Consider the following 17,023-nt stretch of genomic DNA (forward strand, 5'->3'; position numbering starts at 1 on the left):
GCCCAGGAGCGACCTGGGCCGCACGGCGCTCGGACATTCGGTGTTCTTCAAGAGCCGTCCGTGGCCTCGCGAGCACCCACGACGGACTCCTGCGAGCGTCAGAAGCGGGGGGTGACCGCGGCCTGGTTGTTGGTGAGCAGGTCGAGGTCGACCTCCTCGAGGTACAGGAACTTGACGAGGGACACCTCGGTGTCCCTGAGTGCCCCGTTGAGCGAGTTGTTGAACCAGTTGTTCAGCACGTCATCGGTGACCTGGAACTGGCTCAGCACCGCCTGACCCGAGTTGTTGGCGTTGGGCTGGTCGGCGGACGCGCTGGAGGCCGAGAAGCCCAGGGCCACGGCCGCGATTGCCGCGCCCGCCAGAATACGACTGATCATTCTTGTCTTTCCTTCCATGGATGGGCGCGAATTCAGCGCCATGGTCGTTTCGCGCTTCGCCTGGGCGCGAGGAGGGCGCCTCTGGCCAGACGGCCACCGCCAAGGGGGCGGCCGCGAATCGCCTCTCCTGCTGCGCCACGCGACGAGTGTCAGTAGGTGGTGTCGCCGACTCAGGCGGCACTGTCCTTGCTGTGGTTACTGAACGCCGTTGTTGTTGGTCAGCAGGTCGAGGTCGACCTCGTTGATCATCAGGTTCTCGACGAGGGACAGCTCGGCGCCGCTGAGCGCCTCGTTGAGCGAGTTGTTGAACCAGCCGTTCAGCACGTCATCGGTGACCTGGAACTGGCTGAGGATGGCCTGACCCGAGTTGTTCGGGCTGGGCTGGTCGGCGGACGCGGTGGTGGCCGTGAAGCCCAGGGCGACTGCCGCGATTGCCGCGCCCGCCAGAATACGACCGAACATACTTGTCTTTTCCTCCATGTATGGGCGCGGAATTCCCGGCGCCATAGTCGTTTGTGCAGGGCTGTGAGGTGCCGCAGACAACAATCGCGGGAGGCAGCCGGTATCGCAACCCAGAACGCCCCACACGAGGTCAAGGAGGCGCCTCGATTTCTTGGCACTCGGTTTTCACGCAAATCACCGACGCACGGCACTCAGCGCGCACTCACCATCCGGCAATCGACGTTCATTTGGCCGGCGGCAAGATCGATGGGCCAATCTTTCACCGCCACATAAGCAAGGATCGCCGGAAACTTTGAGCAGCCGTGGACGCCGATCGGCGTACCTGGAGCGCCATCTGCGGGCGGATGCCCGGGGCCAGGTGACGCTCGGGGCGGTGCCGGGATAGAAATCAATCATGAACGATGAGACGCCGGAGCCGGTCCGCGTGGCCATGGAGCGGGCACGGGCGGCGGGGTTCGCCTACTCCTGCGAACCCGCCGTCGGCCGCCTGCTCGCCACCCTCGCCGCGGGCGTGCCGGAAGGCGGCCGCGTGCTGGAGATCGGCACCGGTGCCGGGGTGGGGCTCGCCTGGCTGGTGAGCGGCCTCCTCCCGCGGGCCGACGTGACGGTGACCACGATCGAGTGCGATCTCGGGCGGGCCAAGCTGGTGACAAATGGTGACTGGCCTGGGTTCGTGGATTTCCGTTCGGGGGACGCGCTGGACCTGCTGCCGGAGCTCGGGACTTTCGACCTGGTCTTCGCGGATGCGGAGGCGGGCAAGCAGGTGGGGCTGGAGCTCACGATCGCCGCGCTCAGCCCGCGGGGCGTGCTGGTCGTGGACGACATGGTGCCCGCGCCCGCCGTGGTGTGGGACGCGGAGTTCGCCGGCAGGCAGGAGGCCGTACGGCGGACGTTGCTCGGGCACGAGCGGTTGGTCGCCGTCGAACTGGCCGGCCACGGCTCCGGCGTCATCCTGGCGACGGCCCGGTAGCCACGCCGAATCCCCATAAATACACGAAAGAGCACTACATTCCCCAATTTAGGAGATACGGCACGCGCATCGGCTGGCGTGGCAGGATTGTCCTCAGGCCGGAACTATGGAGATCTGCCGATTTAGGAGCATAGATACGGAGTGCTCGCGGTATGGGCGACATGACCGAAATATTCGATAGCGATTCGCTCCAATCTGGACCGACCGCGCTGAGGCTTCTCATCGGCGCACAGCTGCGCCGGCTCCGCGAGTCCAGCGGCATCACCCGCGAGGACGCCGGATACGCCATCCGCAGCTCACATTCCAAGATCAGCCGAATGGAGTCCGGGCGCACCAGCTTCAAGCGGCGCGACGTGGCCGACCTGCTCACCCTGTACGGCGTGAGCGACGACGCCGAGCGCGCGAGCCTGCTCGCCCTGGTCGCTCAGGCCAACGCACCGAGCTGGTGGAGCGACTACCGCGACGTGATCCCCGACTGGTTCGAGCCGTACCTCGGGCTCGAGCACGACGCCGCGCTGATCCGGACCCACGAGGTGCAGTTCGTCCCCGGCCTGCTGCAGACCGAGGACTATGCCCGCGCCGTGATCGCACAGGGCCACGAGCACGACTCCCCCGAGAAGATCGAACGCCGGGTCGCGCTGCGGATGCGCCGCCAGGAGATCCTGAACCCGCCCACGCCGCGCAAGCTGTGGGTGGTGCTGGACGAAGGCGCCCTGCGCCGCCGGGTCGGCGGCGAGGCCATCATGCGAGCGCAGCTGGAGCACCTCGCCCGGATGGCCGGAGAACCGCACATCACCCTGCAGATCGTCCCGTTCGCCTCGGGCAGCACCATCGGCGGCGTCGGGCCCGTCACCATGCTCCGCTTCACGCAGCAGGGGCTGAACGACGTCGTCTACCTTGAGCACCTCACTGGCGCCCAATACCTGACCAAGGAGAGCGACGTGCGCCACTACCGCCGGCTGCTGGACGAGCTCGGCGTGCACGCCTCGCCCCCGGCCGGCACCCCGGCTCTCCTGGATCAGATCATCGAGAGGCTGTAGACCCTCCCGCACCTGCTGCGTCGTCGCACGTCCGCCGCCCTGGGGCTTCGGCCTCCACTCAAAGGACCTCCGCCGAAGTGCGGAGGGTGGTGAGGGAGCCGCAGACGGTCGCCGGGGCGGGCGGGTCAGGGCTGGTCGCCGAGGCGGTCCAGAGCGGCCGACAGGCGTTGGAGGGCCTCCAGGCACTGCCGTGCCTGCTCCAGCCCCAGCTCGCCCACCAGACGGTCGGCGAGCTCTTGGTGTCCGGGGACGATCTTGGAGATCGCCTCCCGGCCGGCCGCCGTCGGCTGGAGCAGCTTGGCCCGCCGGTGCGCCGGGTTGGGCCGGTATTCGGCCAGCCCCCGCTCCACCAGCAGGTCCGCGATCCGCTGCACCCCCTGCCTGGTCATCCCCATGACCCGGGCGATCCCGGCCACGGGCAGGGGCTCGCGCAGGACCGCGCCGAGCACCTGCCACCAGGCCGCGGTCATCCCCGCGGGCCTGGCCAGCCCCTCCGCGACCTGGAGGAACTGGCCGTTGAGCCGGAACGCCCCCAATGCCAGGCCCGACAGCAGGTCCGCCTTCTCACTCATGCCGCCATCAGCACCTCGTAGGCCGAGGGGTCGCTCCGGGCGAAGAGCCGGAACCAGGCGTCCAGCACCTCGGGCCGGTAGATGTCCAGCCGCCGGAAGATCTCCCTGGCGAACGCCACCGGCTCCGTGGGCCCGGCCGTGATGAGGTCGCCGTCGAGCACCGCGTCCTGGTCCAGGTAACGCTTGGCGCCCGTGTAGCCCTCCTGCGCCTCCAGGTATTGCACGACGCCACTGGTGTGCTCGCGCTCATTCAGCAGCCCCTCCCTGGCGAGCCCGGCCGTGGCGCCACAGATGGCCGCGACCGGCACCCCGGCCTCCAGAAACTCACGGGCCTTGCGCGCGAACGGCGCCAACTCCCCGCCCGCGTCCCACAGGGTCGCCCCCGGCAGGATCAGCAACGCGCTGCCGGCCGGAGACAGCTGGTCGAGGGCGAGGTCCGGGGTGATGCGCAGCCCGCCTATCGTGACGACGGGGTCGGTGGTCAGGCCCACGGTGACGACCTCGTAGGCGCCGGGCTCGCGCTGGTAGCTCCCGTTACGCAGGTGCGCGGTCGCGTGACCGGTCTCCCAGTCGGCGAGCGTGTCGTAAACGGCGTGGTGAACGATTCCCTTCATGACAGCATCTTGTCATTTCGACAGCATGTTGTCAATCGGATTGCGTGGGAGGATGGGCGCATGGCAGAGATCGTCGGCGGAGGACGTCCAGTCAACGACGCCGAGCGGCGCGTCATCGCATACCTGCGCGACCAAGCGCCCGCCGACTGGCTCCTGCTGCACAACATCGAGGTCCCGCGCGGCCATGACGTCTTCGAGGTCGACCTGCTCGTGCTGACCGGCCACTCGCTGGTGGTCGTCGACGTCAAGGGCACCAGGGGGCGGATCGAGGTGTCGGGCACGCGGTGGTTCCCACCGCGCAGGGAGGCCTTCGGCTCTCCGGTGGCCAAGCTGCGGGGCACGGCCAAGGCGCTGAAGGGCCTGCTGGTGTCCAAGGCCACCCAGCTCGAACGCGTCTACGTCGACAGCCTGGTCGTGCTCACCTCCCCGGACGCCGAGCTGATCGATCCGGCTGGGCGCGACGCGGTCAACGCCACGACCCTGCCCGGCCTCCTGGCCACGCTGAGCGACGCCTCGCGGGTCAGGCGCGGGTGCACCCCGGACGCGCGACCATATATGACCGCGATTCTCGACGCGCTCAACCAGACCGTGCGCCGCAGCACCGCGCCGCCCAGGTTCGGCAACTGGGAGGTCGAGGAGCAGCTCGGGGGTGATGCCAAGGTCACCGAATACCGCGCGTTCAACGCGACGATGCCGGGCAGCGAGACCGTGCTGCTCCGGGTTTACCAGGCCGATCCGCTGGCCGACCATGAAGCCCGGGCGGCCGAGCGGCAGCGCATCGCCAACGCCTACCAGACGCTGGCCAGGATCCCCCCGCACCCATGCGTGGTGCGCTCGCGCGACTTCTTCGCCATCGACGACGAAAGCCGGTTCGTGCTGGTGCTCGACGACGTGCACGGCCAGGCGCTGCACCTGTCGCTGGGCCGGGGCGAGCGGATGGGCGTGATCCAGGACCTGCTGCGCGGGCTGGCGCACGCGCACGCCAACGGCGTCATGCACCGGGCGCTCACGCCCGCGTGCGTGCTGGTCACCGACGACGGCCACGCGGTGCTGACCGGGTTCGACTACGCCAAGCCGGGACCGCGCAACTACACCGTCGCCCACGAGCTGGGCAACGTGCTGGACGCGCATTACGTGGCGCCGGAGTGCCAGGAGCGGCCCGACAGGATGACGGTCGCGTCCGACGTTTACGCGGCCGGGGCGATCGCCTACCAGCTGCTCACCGGGGAGCTGCCGACGAGCGCCGACGCCCACGGCCCCGACGTGCCCGAGGTGGTGCGACGGATGCTCGACCACTCTCCGGCCAAGCGGCCGACCGCCGCCGAGGCGCTGCACGCCCTGCAGGCCGCGCCGGTTCAGGAATCACGGCTCAGGCGCCTGGTCCGTCGCATAGTGTCCGGATCATGACCATCAAGCTGCGCCCCGTCGACGAGGACGACCTGCCCTTCCTCCACCGGCTCATCAGCGACCCGGACAGCACGGGTGCCTTCCAGTGGTACGGCTTCCAGAACCCGCACCGGGTCCGCGAACAATGGGCGGACAACGGGATGCTCGGCGACGACCGCGGCATGCTGATCATCGCGGACGGCGACGAGGCGGCCGGCTTCGTGTCGTTCAGCAAGCAGATCGCCAACCGCGCCAGCTACTACTGGTCCATGGGGATCATCGTGGCGCCGGAGTTCCGCGGCAAGGGGATCGGGACTGAGGCGCAGAAGCTGATCGCCCGTTACCTCTTCGACCACACGACGGCCAACAGGATCGAGGCGTCCACCGAGATCGACAACCTGGCCGAGCAGCGGGCGTTGGAGAAGGCCGGGTTCACCCGGGAGGGCGTCCTGCGCGGCGGCGGGTTCCGCGCCGGCAAGTGGCACGACGGCGTGCTTTACAGCATGATCCGCTCCGACCTCGACGGCGAGGTCACGCCTGGGTGATGGTGTCCAGGACGTCGATGACGTACAGCCTCGGCTCCTCGCCCGGGGACGGCACCACCAGGCGGCAGCCCACCCGCTGCCCGACCAGCGCGCTCAGCCAGGCCGGCGGCACCGCCCCCGGCTTCAGCGGGTACGCCGCCGGTCCGCCCCGCCGGTAGGAGGAGTCCACGACCAGGCGGGACGGCCAGGCGGCGGCCACGTACTGGACGACCACCTTCGAGCCGGCCACGATCTCCCGCCCGGAGCCGTCGATGAGGGTGCGGGGCGGCGCGGCAGGGGTGAGGTCGGCGGGGACGACCGGCAGCGCGCGGCCGATCAGGCGGGCGTCGGGCGGGTAGCCGCCCAGGATGTCGAAGACCACCACGAGCGTGTCCGCGGGCGCGACGCCGGTCACCGGAACGTCCGGCCCCAGGGCCTCGGCGGCGGGGCCGACGAGCATGACGCGGCTGCCCGCCGGGTGACCGATGAGCGAGCGGCGCCAGGTCTCCGCCACCTGCCTGCCGTCGAAGACGACCGTGGTGGGCTGGTTGGCGTCGTACGTGCTCAAATACGGCTGATTGCCGGACCACCGCCGGATGTCCACGTCCGCGAGCACCACGTCCCCCGGCAGCGTGCGCCGCCCGCTCCCCTCCGACAGCACCGTGATCCGCGACGTGCGGGCTGGATCCCCCTTGGGGATGGCGACGATCGGCTTGCTGCCGACCGCTCCGGTGACGACGGGTTGTGTGCCCTCCTCGGCCAGGCCACACGAGGTGGCGACCATGAGGACGGCAGGCCAGAACAGGCGCACGATGTTCCTCCAATCCGGAGGAATTACTAGCCCCGATGCGCAAAAGGAAAGCTTCGAGTCTGGCCATCTCCCGACAAAGGGCGCGAGAGACTGGCCACGTGAGCGAGCGGAGCGAGCGAACCAATAGACACAGCAGCATGCTCACAGGGCCGACGAAGGAGGCCCTGTGAGCGAGCGGAGCGAGCGAACCAATAGACACAGCAGCAAGCTCACAGGGCCGACGAAGGAGGCCCTGTGAGCAAGCCGAACCTGGCACGCAGGGTCGCCGACGCGGCCGAGATCGCGCTGACCACCCGCAAGTACGTGACGTTCATCGACGTGGTCGCGGGCCTGCGCTGGCTGCATTCCAGGCACGTGGATACCTGGCGGCAGGGCCGGGTGGCCACGCTGGCCGAGCTGGCGGACGTGGACGAGGACCGCCTGGTCTCCGCGGCCGCGTTGCTGAAGGAGTGGGCGCTGGCCAAAGGGCTCAATCCGGTGGACACCCCGTACGTGGCCGGCACCCGCGACCGTCGCGAGCTGCGCTTCACCGCCCGCCACCCGCAGGAGCCGTTCCGTGTCCACTGGATCTCGCCCGACCTCGGCGAGGCCAGGGTGCGCCGCCTCACCGAGCGGCAGAGCAAGGCGCCCGACCTGGTGGCGGTGGCCCCGCTGACCGACTGGACGTGCGCGGCCTGCGGCGACACCGGCCCCTACCTGATCATGGAGGACGACCAGCCGCACTGCCTGACCTGCGCGGACATGGACCACCTGGTGTTCCTGCCTGCCGGGAACGCGGCGCTCAGCCGCCGCGCCAAGCAGGAGAGCGGCCTGTCGGCCGTGGTGATGCAGTTCAACCGGCGGCGCAAGATCTACCAGCGCCTCGGCCTGCTGGTCGAGCAGGCCGCGCTGGACGCTGCCGAGGAGCGCTGTCTGGCCGACGAGGAGGTGCGCCTGCGCCGCCGCGAGCGCGACCGGGAGCGAAGGGCCGAACAGGACGTCGAGTTCCAGGCCCGCATGGCGGCCGAGATCGCCCGATTGTTCCCCAGCTGTCCGCCGGAGCGGGCGCGGGAGATCGCCGAGCACGCCGGGCAGCGCGGCAGCGGCAGGGTCGGCCGGTCGGCGGCGGCCAGGGCGCTCGACGAGAACGCGATCACGCTGGCCGTGATCGCCTCCATCAGGCACCTCGACACCGACTACGACAGCCTGCTGATGTCGGGCGTGCCCCGGATGCAGGCCCGCGACCTGATCAGGGACGTCATCGAGGGCAAGCTGGAGGAGTTCCGCCGCCGCGCTTAGGTGACGGCCAGCCGCTGGGCGTACTTCTCCTCCCGCCAGAGCTCCCGATCCAGCACCTCCAGCAGCGTGGCGGCCGCGTCGTAAACGTCGGTGTAGCGGATGTAGAGCGGCGCGAAGCCGAACCTGAGCACGTCCGGCGCGCGGAAGTCCCCGTGCACGCCCCGGTCGATCAGCGCCCGCATGACCGGATAGCCGTCGGGGTGGCGCAGGCTCACCTGACTGCCGCGCGCGGCGGCGTCGGCCGGCGAGGCCAGCTCCAGCGCGTCCCCGACCAGGTCGACGAAGAGCGAGGTCAGCGCCATGCTCTTGGCCCGCACCTGGCCCATGGGGACCCGTTCCCATACGTCGAGCGCCGCCTCCAGCGCCGCGAACGACAACACATGCGGCGTGCCCACCGCGAACCGTCTGATCCCCTCGGCCGGGCGGTAGCCGGGCTCGAACGCGAACGGCTCGGCGTGCCCGTGCCAGCCGGACAACACGTTCTCGGCGGTGGCGTGGTGCCGCGGGTTGACGTAGAGGAACGCGGGCGCGCCTGGGCCGGCGTTCAGGTACTTGTACGTGCATCCGACCGCGAAATCCGCCGCCGACACGTCCACCTCCATGGCGCCCACGCTGTGGCACACGTCCCAGACCATGAGCGCCCCGGCCTCCTGCACGCGGGCGGTGATCGACGGCACGTCGTGGCGCGCGCCGGTCCGGTAGTCCACCTCCGACAGCAGCACCACGGCCGCGTCGTCGAACCGCCCTGCCCCGAAGTCGCGGATCTCGTAGCCGCCGAGCAGCCCGGCCAGCCCTTGCACCATGTAGTGGTCGGTGGGGAAGTTGCGCACGTCGGAGACGATCACCCGGCGCTCCGGGCGCAGCCGCAGCGCGGCCGCCACCGTCTGGTAGACCGCGATCGAGGTCGTGTTGCCCACCACGACCTGCCCGGGTCCCGCGCCGATCAGCGGGGCCAGCCGGTCACCGGCGGTCAGCGGCTGGGCGTACCAGCCGTCTTGGTTCCAGCCGCCGACCAGGTGCCCGCCCCACTCGTCCTCGACGGCTCGCCGCACGCGCTCCGCGGTACGGCGGGGCAACGCGCCGAGCGAGTTGCCCACGAGGTAGACGACGCCTTCGGGGAGCACGAACTCGTCTCGGAACGCGCGGAGTGGGTCGCCGGCGTCGAGGGCGAGACAGTGGTCGCGATCTATCACCCGTTCACTCCCTTTATGGGCAATTATCCCGGTTTACACCATTCTGGCCGGTTGTGGGGCGTCCCGGGTCACTCCTGCGGATGGTAGGCGACGGCCTGCATCTCGATGAGCAGGTGGGGGTGCGGCAACTGGTGCACCGCGACCGTGGTCCTGGTAGGCCCCTCCTCGTCGAAGAACTCGGCGTAGACCTCGTTGTAGCCCTTGAAGTCGTTCATGTTGACCAGGTACGCCGTGATCTGGACGAGGTCGGCGAGCGAGCCGCCGGCCGCCTTGAGAATGTCGCCGATGTTCTCGATGACCGCCCTGGTCTGAGCGCGGATGTCCAGGTTCGTCGCCCCGTCCTTGTAGACCTCCACTCCCACGAACGTGTCGTCGGTCCTGCGGCAGTTGACGCCCGAGACGTACAGGAAGTCACCTGCCCGCTTGACGTGCGGAAACCTGCCACGCGGCGTGGCCTTTCCAGGCACCCGCATGCCTTTGGCCCTCACGTGCCGAACACCGCCCGCACCGATCCGAGCCCGTCGATGTGCGCCTCGAACACGTCCCCGGGCTCGACCGGCACGACCGGGCCGAGCGCGCCGGTCAGCACCACCTCGCCGGCCCGCAGCGGCCGCTGCGTGCGGCCCAGCCGCGTGGCCAGCCACACGAGCGCGTTGAGCGGACTGCCCAGGCACGCGGCGCCCGACCCGGCCGAGACCTCCGTCCCGGCGCGGGTCATCGTCATCCCGGACGCACGCAGATCGAGTCCCATCAGCGAGACCGGCGTGTTCCCCAGCACGAACACCCCGCTGGAGGCGTTGTCGGACACCGTGTCCGCCAGGGTGATGTCCCAGCCGTCAATGCGCGAGTCGGCGATCTCGATGGCGGGCAGCGCGAACTCCACCGCCCTGATCACCTCGGCCACCGTGAAAGGACCGCCCACCAGGTCCGCGCCCAGCACGAGCGCCACCTCCGCCTCGGCCCGCGGCTGCAGGAGCCGTCCGTACGGAATGGGCAGCCCGTCGAGGTAGGCCATATCCGCGAAGAGCGGGGCGCAGGTCGGCTGGTCGATGCCGAGCTGCCGCTGCACCTCGAGGTTCGTGACGCCGATCTTCCTGCCGACCAGCCGCCGTCCCTCGCCGAGCGCCCGCCGGATGTTGATCTCCTGGACGGCGTACGCGTCGGTCGCCGTACCGATCAGGTCCCTGATCGGCGCGCACGGCTTGCCGGATCGCGCGGCTTCGGCCAGCCGTTCGGCGGCCTGGGAACGCGCGTCGACGGCCTGGGACCATTCGTCATGCATCGGGTTGCTCCAGTTTGATGGTGATCGTGGTGGGTTCAGAGTAGAAGTTGAGCGATCGCATGCCACCCTCCCTGCCACCTCCACGTCGCTCTCGGCGAGAAGGCTTCCCTGGCATCGTCTCCCTCGACCACGGCGCAGAAGGATCCGAGAAGACCTGTCCAGATGGACATCTTCCGGTACCCCTAGATCACTGACCATCATGGTCGGATGGCACGGACGTGGGAATTGTGGGGAAACGTCATTATTGCTGGTACGTTTGCACTCCCCTTGGCCTTGCTAGCAATCTTGCTTGTCTCCCGCCACCGCGCTCGCGCCGGCCACCCGGCGCCTCTGCGCACGTCGATCGCCGACATCGGCATCGTGGTCGGCACCGCGCCGTGGATTTGGATGATCCTCACCCCGTCCGACGGCGCTCGCGGAGTCGGCCTCGTCCCGTTCATGGACCTCGCCGACGTCGCCACCGCATCGTGGCAGACCGTATTGGTGCAGGTCGGAGGCAATCTGCTGGTGTTCGCCGCCCTGGGGGCGCTGCTGCCGGTACGCACCCCCGCCATGGCCTCGATCGGCCGGGTTGCGGCGGTCTCCGCGGCATTTTCGGTCCTGGTCGAGCTCCTCCAGTACGTGCTGAGACTGGGCCGTTTCTCCTCCATCGACGACGTCATCCTCAACACGGCAGGCGCCGTGATCTTCGCACTGATTACTCGCCGCTGGTGGGCCACCCGAATACCGGCTGGGACCGTTCCACGGTAACGGTCTGCTAAAACGCAGCGGAATTCACCACACGGGCACGATCCGCTCAAAAGAAGCCCGGGACCAACCTCTGTATCTGTGCGATCGTGGACAAGACGGGGCAAGTTCTCTGGAGACGCCACTACCTGGTTGGTGACAGAGGGTGATCAAAGTTGTCTGAATCCCCGGTACCCCACGAGCCCCCTATCTATCGCCGCATCGCCGACGGTCTCCGCGCCCGGATCCTGTCCGGCGAGTTGCGCGATGGGGACCGACTACCGGGCGAGAACGCTCTGATGGCCGAATACGCAATCGCACGAGCCACCGCCAGGCAGGCGCTTGCCGTACTGATCAATGAAGGGCTGGCGGTGCCCAGACGAGGTTCGGGGGTTTACGTGCGGCTGTTCAAACCGATCCGCAGGCACGGCTCACGTCGCCTGTCACGAGAGCAGTGGGGTCAGGGCCAGGCCATCTGGGAGGCCGACACCCGAGGCCGGCCGTTCACCGTGGATCACGTCGAGGTGGCGCTGGAGCGGGCCACAGAGGAGGTCGCGAGCGTTCTGGACAGCCGCGAGGTCTGGGTGCGGCGACGCCGCTACTCGGTCGACACCAGGCCCGTGCAACTGGCCACGTCCTACTTTCCCGCCGCCCTGGTGGAGGGCAGCGCGATCACCCTTCCCGACACAGGCCCGGGCGGCGTCTACGCCAGGCTGGGCGATCTGGGCGTGCCCCCGGCCCACTTCACCGAGGAGGTGCGGGCCCGCATGCCGCAACCGCGCGAGAGCGCGCTGCTGGACCTGCCGGGCGGCACACCCGTGATCGTCATCGCGCGGACCGCGTACACGTCCGGAGGACTGCCCGTCGAGGTCAACGAGATGGTGCTGGATTCGGCGGCTTATGTACTCCAGTACGACTTCGACGCCTAAATCAAGGTGATCTGTCAAGCGATAGGTTGACCTGTCCATCACGATCATTGATATCTCTAGAGAAGTCGTTCATCTTCTTAGAGAGATGGAACTTCGCCTGGGGCCCGGGAAGGTGGACGGCGATGTCCTTTGATCGGCACCTCGCCGAGATCGCCCGGGAGTTCCCCCAGTGGACCATCTGGCGGAGCGATGCGGGCCGCTGGTGGGCCACGAGACACCATCCGCTGAGCGCGGCGCAGCGCGACGCGGGATGTGCGATGACCATCGACGCGGACGACCCGGACGGCCTGCGTGACCGGCTCCGGGACCAGGAACGACGAGCCGGGGACCCGCACCGGTGGCGGGCCGGCCCGGCGCCGCCTTGACGTCCGCCGTGGAGCGTTCCGCGGCGGACGCACATGAGCAGCCCGGTGCCGGGTCCAGCGTCTCGGCGGCCCCGGCACCGGGCCACCACACAGGAGGGGCCACGAACGCGGAAGCCTCCGACCCTATCGGGGGCGGGGGCTTCCGCTCCGTACAGTCATAGCCGCCTGGTGGGATTACTTGGGGACCTCGGACAAGCGGACGATGGTCACGTCCGTGTCGTCGGAGATGGCCGGGGGCGCGTCCGCCGGCGGACGCTCCTCCTCCTGCGCCTCCACGATGATCCGCACGTCCTCCTGCCCCGAGGGAAGGGCGTGCTCCTGAGGCGAGGGGGGAAGGGCGTGCTCGGGCACCAGCGGCCCCGCGCCCGACTCGCTGCGCATGAGATCGCCCAGCACCGAGCTGATCTCCGTCAGCCGCCGCACGACCTCGCTGTGCGTGTTGGTCAGATAGTCCACCCGCCGCCCCGCGTGCTCGTCCAGCGTCGCGGTGCGCTGCCGCGCCGCCGCGAGCATCGAATCGGACTCACTCCGCGCACCCGTGAGCAGCTGCTCGGCCTGCGCGTTGGCGGACTTCATCAGCTGCTCGGACTCGGCCTGGGCGGCGGTCACCACCCGCTCCGCCTCGGCCCGTGCCTCGCGCAGCGCCTCATCAGCCTCGGTGCGGGCGGCGGTGAGATGCTCCTCCGCGTCCGCACCCGCCTGGGCCAACATGCCCTCCGCCGCCTGCGTCGCCTCGTGCACGCGGCGCTCGGCCTCGCCCTGCGCGGAGGTGAGGATCTTGTCAGCGGTCTCGCGGGACGTCATCAACAGCCGGTCGGCCTCCGACTTGGCCGCGTCACGCACGCTGGCGGCCTCGGCCTCGGCGTCCGATCGCTTGGCCGCGGCCTCCTCTTCGCCGAGCTTGAGGATCTGGGCGAGCCTGGGGCTGAGGTCCTCATAGCTCTGCGGCGCCTCGACCATGCGCCGCCTGGCCTCGGCCAGCTCGATGCGGCCCTGCTCGGCCTGGTCGATCGCCCGTGCCAGCCGCTCTTCCAGATCCCGTATCTGGTTACGGGTTCGGAGCATGTAGTCGTGGACCTGGCGGCGGTTGTAGCCGCGCATCACGACTTCGAAGGTGTCCTCTTGCATCAGATCGGGAATGCTCTCGTGCTGGTTCATCATGGGGGTTACCTAAAGGTGGTTTGCGTGAGGCGGGGGGAAACTGCGGGTTGTGAGGGTCTGACGACGAGACGTCAGGAAACGACTCTCCTGCCATCTGCCCACGTCCGCAACCGGAACGCCATAGTGGAGCCACGGAGCTCGGGAATTACGATGTGACGGGTGTACATAGCAGCGTTGGACAACGGAGCAGTCCCGGACATACATCCCGAGGCGTACATAGGGCACGGCGTGACCGTGGTCGGCAGGGTCCGGATCGGCCGGGCGTCCAGCATCTGGTACGGCTCCGTTCTCCGCGGCGACGACGAGCGGATCGAAATCGGCCAGGAATGCAACGTACAGGATCTGTGTTGCCTGCACTCCGACCCGGGTGAGCCCGCGGTCCTGGAGGACCGGGTCAGCCTGGGCCACAAGGCCATGGTCCACGGCGCCCACGTGGAGTCCGGCGCGTTGATCGGCATCGGCGCGATCGTGCTCGGCGGCGCCCGCATCGGGGCGGGCACACTGGTCGCCGCCGGAGCGCTGGTGGGCCCTGGCAAGAAGATCCCGGCCGGCGTGCTGGTCGCCGGCGTGCCCGGGAAGATCGTGCGCGAGCTCACCGACGACGACCGGGCGTCCTTCGCCCGCACGCCGGACAACTACATCGCCAAGGCGCTCAGGCACCGGCAGGCGTCATCGCTTTGATCAGGACCTCGTCGGACACCGACGCGTTGTTGAGCGGGTCGGCGTACTCCGGCAGCTCGGGCCGCAGGAACCGGACGAAGTCGACGGTCAGTTCAAGGTCGGGCCGGCCGCTGACCTGCTTGGCGTTGGCCTTGGCCGCGTCCTTCTTGAGGGTGTTGTAGCTGTCCCAGTCCGTATAGGCGGTGACGCCCCATTGCAGCACGTCAGGCAGGGTCGAGGGCCAGCGGTTGCCGACCTTCCACTTGCCGCCGTCCTCCTTGTACAAGGCGACGAAGACGCGGCCCACCCTGGCCAGCACGAGCTCCACCCAGCCGTTCTTGACCGCCAGCTCCTTCGGCTTGGAGCTGCCGTCCTTGGTGTACTTCACCTCGACCTGACCGCTCTTCTCGGCAGTGCCGGTGGTGACCGACACCCAGTTGGGCGTGGTGTACGAGTCGGGCTGGCGGGCCATCAGGCCGCCGAGGGAGAACTTGCGCTTGGGCTGGCCGCCGCTCTTGCCCTCGACCTTGACCCGGGCGTGCATGACGATGTCGCCGGCGAGCTCCTGGTAGACGAAGGGGCCGCGGAAGCCGTCGAACCAGGCCGAGGTCTTGGGCTCCAGATACATCGAGCCCTTCACGGTCTTGTTCACGTCCCACTTGGCGATCCTGTCGACGTCCTTCTCGGTCTCGCTCAGCTTCGTCCACAGGGACAGGTCGGTCGCGTTCGCGAACTCCGTCGAGGCCTGGCCCACCTCCCCGCCGGGCGCCGGCGGGGTGACCTTGTCCAGGGTGACCAGTCCGGGACCGCTGGGCGTCGGCTGTGCCGAGGTAGTCGTGCCGCAACCGGCGAGCACGCTCGCGACCGCCAACGTCCCTGCTACCTTCGCCCTCATAGCGGACATTCTGCCGTGAAATGCCGATGGTTGATCCGATGGCTCCCAGTACCATGACGCCCGTGCCACCCTGGGACGCGTTCACTTCTGCCGAGGCGGAGGTCCGCGCGATGGTCGCGGACCCGCGCTGGCAAGGGCTTTCCGTGCCCGATCGCGCCCACGTCCTGGCCGCCAGGATTCTTGTGACCCCAGATGGCGACCGCTGGCTCTTCGGCGCGCACGCGCGCTGGCACCTGTACGACCCCGCCGACGGCTGCTGGCGCCTGGCGGCGCCGCCGCGGAGCACACGGGCCCGGCAGGTCCAGCACGCCGCGGCCGTGCTGCCGGACGCGGTGCTCCCGTACGGTCCCGACTTCCACGCCGAGCCGGGCTCCACCCAGGCGTTCATCGGCCCCGACGTGTCGGCGGACCTGACCGAGCAGGTCAGGGTGCTGGTGCGGGCGAGCGGGCGCAAGTCGGAGCTGGACTATCCCCTGACGGCGTTCGACGAGATCTTCGCCTCCGACGTGCCGAGCACGGTGGCGGCGGTCTGGGGCACGATCATGTGGTGCGCGTACGCGCCTGCCTTCGACGGCAACGAGCGGCTGATCACCGTGTTCGGCGAATACCTGCGCCGCCCGCTGCCCGGCGACGAGTGGGTGCGCTGGTTGCCCGCGCCGCCCCTGCTCGACCTCGTCACGCTGGTGGCGGAGCGGGCGCGGGCCGGCCGCACGCGCGAGGCGCTCAGGCTCGCCGCCGTCATGGCCGACACGGCGCAGATCCTCCTGTCCGACACCCGTTTCAGGCCGCGGGCGCTGGCGCTGCTCACCATGGTGGAGCCCATGCTGCGCCGGTCCGGGCTCGACGACACCTCGCCCGGCGACGAGGTGGTGCGCCAGGTCTGGCTGGGCCGCTGTCCCGCGCGGCTGAGCCGGGCGTTGCTGGTGGAGACCGATCCCGAGGCGCACTTCTCCCACTCCGTCTACGACCTGGCCGAGGCGCTGGCTTTCATGCCGCACCCGCCGCGGTCCACGGCGGCGTTCCTGGCCGATCTGTCGGACTCCAGGGGTCTGCTGCCCGCGCGGCTGGATCACCGGCTCAGGATGGCATACGAGGAGCTGGAGCGGGCCGGGCTCACCGGAACCTCCGCGGGGGAGACGACCGCGCCGGACGGGTTCCCCGCGCAGGGACGGCCCGGCGGGGTGTCGATCGCCCCCTCGCCGGTGCTGGAGGTGGCGCCGCCGGACCGGGCCAGCGCGGCGGCTGTGCTCGGGGCCGCGTACGCGACGGGGCTGGCGTGGGGCAGGCTGACCGGCGCCAAGGTGCCCGAGCGCGGGCTGGCGGGGCAGTCGGCGCTTGTGCAGAAGCTCGTCCACGAACGCGACGATCATCATGAACATGACACAGGTCACTACTAAACCACTTATCCCGCTATTTCACCCTAACCACCCCTATATCGTTCTAACACTCCAGGTAACAGGAAATACGCTGAATTGTGATCTCGGATTCGGGAAATGATCCCACTGGGGCTCCGCGGCACGGAAAGGAATGACTCCGATGGGCCATGTCGCCGGAAGGGGCCGCACCGTAACCTCGTAGAGGGTGTGGGCTGCGGAAGGAAAGGACGACGCGGTGGGGCACGACGACCTGGACTCTCGGGTCCACGACCGTGTCGCGTTGGACGAGATTGCGCTCTACGCCGAGGTGCTCACGGCCGTGGCTGTCAGCGAGCGGCGGCTGACCTTGGACGAACTCGACGACGCGCTCGGATTGCGGACTTCGGCGAGCCGCTGAAGGAC

General features: G+C 69.3%; 21 protein-coding genes. 11 read left to right on the top strand and 10 right to left on the bottom strand.

Annotated features, from left to right (window positions below; all coding sequences use genetic code 11):
- Positions 1–98: 98 nt before the first annotated feature.
- Positions 99–377, bottom strand: a complete 279-nt coding sequence (locus tag Q9G87_RS16670; RefSeq protein WP_305917279.1) for a hypothetical protein — start codon at positions 375–377, stop codon at positions 99–101.
- Positions 378–572: 195 nt separating this feature from the next.
- Positions 573–839 (bottom strand): hypothetical protein, encoded by a 267-nt coding sequence (locus tag Q9G87_RS16675; protein WP_305917280.1) that lies wholly within the window; start codon positions 837–839, stop codon positions 573–575.
- Between the two features lie 394 nt (positions 840–1,233).
- Here Q9G87_RS16675 and Q9G87_RS16680 point away from each other — a divergent pair, with 394 nt between their 5' ends.
- On the top strand, positions 1,234–1,809 hold the full coding sequence (locus tag Q9G87_RS16680; RefSeq protein ID WP_305917281.1) for an O-methyltransferase: 576 nt from the start codon (positions 1,234–1,236) through the stop codon (positions 1,807–1,809).
- A 161-nt stretch (positions 1,810–1,970) separates the two neighbouring features.
- Positions 1,971–2,849 (top strand): helix-turn-helix domain-containing protein, encoded by an 879-nt coding sequence (locus Q9G87_RS16685; RefSeq protein ID WP_371825783.1) that lies wholly within the window; start codon positions 1,971–1,973, stop codon positions 2,847–2,849.
- A gap of 125 nt (positions 2,850–2,974) precedes the next feature.
- On the opposite strand, the gene Q9G87_RS16690 is transcribed toward Q9G87_RS16685, so the two are convergent.
- The gene (locus tag Q9G87_RS16690) at positions 2,975–3,421 is read right to left on the bottom strand and encodes a MarR family winged helix-turn-helix transcriptional regulator (protein ID WP_305917283.1); all 447 of its coding nucleotides are present in this window, start codon (positions 3,419–3,421) and stop codon (positions 2,975–2,977) included.
- Positions 3,418–4,035, bottom strand: coding sequence for a type 1 glutamine amidotransferase family protein (locus Q9G87_RS16695; RefSeq protein WP_305917284.1), 618 nt, complete (start codon positions 4,033–4,035; stop codon positions 3,418–3,420). The genes Q9G87_RS16690 and Q9G87_RS16695 overlap by 4 nt, the downstream gene beginning before the upstream one ends.
- A 60-nt stretch (positions 4,036–4,095) precedes the next feature.
- Here Q9G87_RS16695 and mads6 point away from each other — a divergent pair, with 60 nt between their 5' ends.
- Positions 4,096–5,442: a methylation-associated defense system protein kinase MAD6 gene (gene mads6 / locus Q9G87_RS16700; protein WP_305917285.1), complete on the top strand. Its 1,347-nt coding sequence runs from the start codon at positions 4,096–4,098 to the stop codon at positions 5,440–5,442.
- On the top strand, positions 5,439–5,966 hold the full coding sequence (locus tag Q9G87_RS16705; RefSeq protein WP_305917286.1) for a GNAT family N-acetyltransferase: 528 nt from the start codon (positions 5,439–5,441) through the stop codon (positions 5,964–5,966). Before mads6 ends, Q9G87_RS16705 begins: the two co-directional genes overlap by 4 nt.
- On the opposite strand, the gene Q9G87_RS16710 is transcribed toward Q9G87_RS16705, so the two are convergent.
- Complete coding sequence (locus tag Q9G87_RS16710) at positions 5,953–6,756, bottom strand: FKBP-type peptidyl-prolyl cis-trans isomerase (protein WP_305917287.1); 804 nt, start codon at positions 6,754–6,756, stop codon at positions 5,953–5,955. The two genes, Q9G87_RS16705 and Q9G87_RS16710, sit on opposite strands and share 14 nt — an antisense overlap.
- Before the next feature lie 234 nt (positions 6,757–6,990).
- On the opposite strand from Q9G87_RS16710, the gene Q9G87_RS16715 reads away from it, so the two are divergent.
- Positions 6,991–8,034 (top strand): DUF2293 domain-containing protein, encoded by a 1,044-nt coding sequence (locus tag Q9G87_RS16715; protein ID WP_305917288.1) that lies wholly within the window; start codon positions 6,991–6,993, stop codon positions 8,032–8,034.
- Here Q9G87_RS16715 and Q9G87_RS16720 read toward each other — a convergent pair.
- The 3 genes from Q9G87_RS16720 to Q9G87_RS16730 form a co-directional block, all read right to left on the bottom strand.
- A complete protein-coding gene (locus Q9G87_RS16720) occupies positions 8,031–9,227 on the bottom strand; it encodes a kynureninase (RefSeq protein ID WP_305917289.1) in 1,197 nt (398 codons plus the stop codon). The genes Q9G87_RS16715 and Q9G87_RS16720 overlap by 4 nt on opposite strands.
- Positions 9,228–9,295: 68 nt before the next feature.
- Complete coding sequence (locus Q9G87_RS16725) at positions 9,296–9,715, bottom strand: RidA family protein (RefSeq protein ID WP_305917290.1); 420 nt, start codon at positions 9,713–9,715, stop codon at positions 9,296–9,298.
- Positions 9,712–10,509, bottom strand: coding sequence for a 2-keto-4-pentenoate hydratase (locus Q9G87_RS16730; protein ID WP_305917291.1), 798 nt, complete (start codon positions 10,507–10,509; stop codon positions 9,712–9,714). The genes Q9G87_RS16725 and Q9G87_RS16730 overlap by 4 nt, the downstream gene beginning before the upstream one ends.
- A gap of 285 nt (positions 10,510–10,794) precedes the next feature.
- Here Q9G87_RS16730 and Q9G87_RS16735 point away from each other — a divergent pair, with 285 nt between their 5' ends.
- The 3 genes from Q9G87_RS16735 to Q9G87_RS16745 all read left to right on the top strand — a co-directional run bounded on the left by Q9G87_RS16735 (position 10,795) and on the right by Q9G87_RS16745 (position 12,529).
- Entirely contained in the window at positions 10,795–11,259 is a 465-nt protein-coding gene (locus tag Q9G87_RS16735) for a VanZ family protein (protein WP_305917292.1), read from the top strand.
- 152 nt (positions 11,260–11,411) lie between these two features.
- On the top strand, positions 11,412–12,164 hold the full coding sequence (locus Q9G87_RS16740; protein WP_305917293.1) for a GntR family transcriptional regulator: 753 nt from the start codon (positions 11,412–11,414) through the stop codon (positions 12,162–12,164).
- Positions 12,165–12,286: 122 nt separating this feature from the next.
- A complete protein-coding gene (locus Q9G87_RS16745) occupies positions 12,287–12,529 on the top strand; it encodes a hypothetical protein (RefSeq protein WP_305917294.1) in 243 nt (80 codons plus the stop codon).
- Positions 12,530–12,703: 174 nt separating this feature from the next.
- Here Q9G87_RS16745 and Q9G87_RS16750 read toward each other — a convergent pair whose 3' ends face one another.
- Complete coding sequence (locus tag Q9G87_RS16750; protein ID WP_305917295.1) at positions 12,704–13,690, bottom strand: hypothetical protein; 987 nt, start codon at positions 13,688–13,690, stop codon at positions 12,704–12,706.
- 159 nt (positions 13,691–13,849) lie between these two features.
- Between Q9G87_RS16750 and Q9G87_RS16755 the strand changes: the two genes are divergently transcribed.
- On the top strand, positions 13,850–14,371 hold the full coding sequence (locus Q9G87_RS16755; protein WP_305917296.1) for a gamma carbonic anhydrase family protein: 522 nt from the start codon (positions 13,850–13,852) through the stop codon (positions 14,369–14,371).
- Here Q9G87_RS16755 and Q9G87_RS16760 read toward each other — a convergent pair.
- Positions 14,343–15,245 (bottom strand): DUF1349 domain-containing protein, encoded by a 903-nt coding sequence (locus Q9G87_RS16760; RefSeq protein WP_305917297.1) that lies wholly within the window; start codon positions 15,243–15,245, stop codon positions 14,343–14,345. The two genes, Q9G87_RS16755 and Q9G87_RS16760, sit on opposite strands and share 29 nt — an antisense overlap.
- A gap of 53 nt (positions 15,246–15,298) precedes the next feature.
- Between Q9G87_RS16760 and Q9G87_RS16765 the strand changes: the two genes are divergently transcribed.
- Complete coding sequence (locus Q9G87_RS16765) at positions 15,299–16,642, top strand: hypothetical protein (RefSeq protein WP_305917727.1); 1,344 nt, start codon at positions 15,299–15,301, stop codon at positions 16,640–16,642.
- Between the two features lie 184 nt (positions 16,643–16,826).
- A complete protein-coding gene (locus Q9G87_RS16770; RefSeq protein WP_211370473.1) occupies positions 16,827–17,018 on the top strand; it encodes a hypothetical protein in 192 nt (63 codons plus the stop codon).
- The last annotated feature ends 5 nt before the right edge of the window (positions 17,019–17,023 follow it).

Source organism: Nonomuraea turcica (assembly GCF_030718205.1).
In the GTDB taxonomy this organism is placed as follows: Bacteria; Actinomycetota; Actinomycetes; order Streptosporangiales; family Streptosporangiaceae; genus Nonomuraea.